Below are 2,383 nucleotides of genomic sequence, written 5' to 3'. Positions count from 1 at the left end.
AAGTAAAAGCTTCAAAAAAGTTCTGCTGTCATAGAAAATATCAACCTAAGGGTTACAAAAGGACAAGTGGTTGCATTAATTGGCAGTTCGGGATCAGGAAAAACAACTATATTGCAAGTTGCAGGCTTGCTGGATAAGCCAACTTCAGGTATGGTAGCAATAGATGGAGTATATTGCACACAAGCCAGCAATAAATACAAAACTCATATAAGAAGAAATTTTCTTAGTTTTGTGTATCAATTTCACTATTTGTTGCAGGAGTTATCAGTATTGGAAAATGTTATTCTTCCTCAGCTTATTGCAGGAAAAAGCAAGACTGAAGCGACAAAGAATGCGCAGACAATATTGGAAAAATTTGGTCTAGAAAACAATGCGAGCAGTATAATATCTTAAATTTCTGGTGGAGAAAGGCAAAGGATTGCAATTGCAAGTATTATAAATTCTCCAAAGCTTTTACTTGCAGATGAACCAACAGGCAATTTGGATCCAACAAATTCTTTGAATGTGTTTTTGCTGTTATATTCATATGTAATGGAAAATATCAGCTCTATGCTTATAGTAACACACAATCATCTCCTTGCAGAAAAAGCAGACTGTGCCTTACAGTTAAGAGATGGATCGCTAGTAAAATTGTAAATAGTTATATTAGAGTCTATTTACCTTGTACTTACCCAGCCAATGGTCATTAAAAGGGTATAGCTTGCAAGAAGTACTTTTGTTTCCTTGTATACACGGACTTTTTAGCTTTCGTGGTGAACAACCTCCCTGTAGTGCAAGGGTAGCTAGAGTACATAGTAGTAATTTCTTAAACATAATCAAACCTTTCTCTTATTAAACATACTCTCTTATTCTTACTTCTTTTTTGGCCTTTTGAAAAGAAATAGCTGCACTACTCAAACGCAGTTTTATATAACCATCTATGATTTTAGTTACCTCTTCTTCTTTATCTCTTAAAAAGTGGTTGGTATCATCTATTATGTTGTATTCCATGTAATCGCTTTTGGCCGAGTTTAACAGCCATGTTGCTAGTTCTGTTACATCGCTTTCTTCTGAAATTGTATCGTTACTGCTTTGTATTATAAGCCCAGGAACTGGACAAGGAGAAAGAAAGGAGAAATCATATTTAGTTGCCGGAAGAGAAAGAGCAATAAAACCTACTATCTCAGGTCGGCGCATTGTTAGCTGCATAGCCACCCATGCTCCAAAAGAAAAACCAACCACCCAAATTGGAACGTTGCTAGGATTATGCTCCTGAAGCCAATCAATAGCCACCGCAGCGTCAGTTAATTCTCCTATGCCCTTATCAAAAGTTCCAGCGGATTTTCCCACACCGCGAAAGTTAATTTTCAATGCAGAAAAGTTGTTGTAAATAAAAGATGCGTATATACTGTGTATCATTTTACTATCCATATTACCGCCATACTGAGGGTGGTGATATAAAATTAGTACAACGGTGCAGTAGCTTCCTCGCTTTGGTGATACTCACCTTCGATCTTTTTTGCTGCGTTATTCAAAAAATTCTACCATGGTAGCTCCTAATAAAAACCTATACAATAGACATGTCAATTATGTATATATTAATTATGTATTAATTTCACTGTTTTTGCAATAAGTTCTTTACTGTTCTAAGCTAATATATATGATTGTTGTAGCCAGTAGTAAAGAATTTTTCTAATAAAATGATAGATAAATCTTCAAGTTTATTTCTTTTGGAAAAAAGTGGTTATGTATATACTGATTATAATGCAACTTCTCCAGTTAGTGATGGCACGAAGAAGAGTATACTTGAGGTTTGTCAAAATAAATTCTGAACCCTTCATCATCACATAGAAAGGGACAAGAAGTAAGAAAAGTTCTTCAGGATGCAAGAGATGCATTATATAGCACTATTGGTGCTTCAAGCGATAAAGAAATAGTTTTTACGTCTGGTGCGACTGAAGCAAATAATCTTGTTATGAGAGGAATAACAGACTATCGACATGTGATTTCAGCTATAGAACATCATTCAATTCTTAATTCTGTATGTAATCCACATATAATACCCGTCAATCGAGAAGGTGTCGTTGATCTTTCAGAGCTAGAAAAGATTCTAAGCCAACTTGAGGAAAATAGAGTAATAGTTTCAGTTATGGTGGCCAACAACGAAACTGGGGTTATTCAGCCTATTACGGAAATAGCTGAAATAGCGCGTAAATTCGGAGCAATCTGTCACACTGATGCTGCTCAAAGTGTTGGGAAAATTGAAGTTAACATGAAGGATTTAGGAGTAGATTTACTCACTTTATCTGCTCACAAATTTGACGGTATAGCAGGCAGTGGAGTATTAATATTCAATAAGAAGCTGACAATAGAGCCAATTATAGCTGGTGGTGGACAAGAGAAA

Annotated in this window: 3 pseudogenes; 2 read left to right on the top strand and 1 reads right to left on the bottom strand. The window is 35.6% G+C overall.

The annotated features are described in order from the left end of the window. Positions 1 to 15: 15 nt before the first annotated feature. Positions 16 to 636, top strand: a pseudogene (locus HET73_RS09575) (ABC transporter ATP-binding protein); the annotation flags it as partial. A gap of 195 nt (positions 637 to 831) precedes the next feature. On the opposite strand, the pseudogene HET73_RS07085 reads toward HET73_RS09575, so the two are convergent. Next, positions 832 to 1,514 (bottom strand): annotated as a pseudogene (locus HET73_RS07085) (alpha/beta hydrolase). 165 nt (positions 1,515 to 1,679) lie between these two features. Here HET73_RS07085 and HET73_RS07080 point away from each other — a divergent pair. Further along, positions 1,680 to 2,383 (top strand): annotated as a pseudogene (locus HET73_RS07080) (cysteine desulfurase family protein); the annotation flags it as partial.

The organism is Wolbachia endosymbiont of Atemnus politus, from assembly GCF_013309895.1.
This window is presented reverse-complemented; position numbering and strand designations above follow the sequence as displayed.